1 protein-coding gene is annotated in these 252 nt (G+C 61.1%); it reads right to left on the bottom strand.

Annotation, left to right across the window (positions count from 1 at the left end):
- Positions 1 to 252: hypothetical protein (locus RVY79_RS20750; RefSeq protein WP_317466485.1), on the bottom strand; the 252-nt coding region annotated here is incomplete at both ends.

Here is a 252-nt window from a genome sequence, read left to right as displayed (position 1 = left end):
CGACCTGCCAGAAAAACACGTTCCATGCGTTGTTGGTGATGCCCATGAAGGCAATCCACTTGCCGTCGGGGCTGAACACCGCGTTCATCGGGTCCTGGATGCCCCAGGCGGGTTGCGATACCTGCTGCAGCGTGCGCGCGGCAAAGTCGTAGATGAAGAGTTGACTGGTGCCATCGCCGTAGCTCACGTAGCTGTGGTACGCGAGCTTGCCGGTCAGGCTGGCCGGAAACGTGGTGTTGGATTGCGTGGGCG

The organism is Chromohalobacter sp. HP20-39, from assembly GCF_033052815.1.
GTDB lineage: Bacteria > Pseudomonadota > Gammaproteobacteria > Pseudomonadales > Halomonadaceae > Chromohalobacter.
The sequence above is the reverse complement of the archived record's forward strand: the minus strand, read 5'-3'. Positions and strand labels throughout refer to the sequence as shown.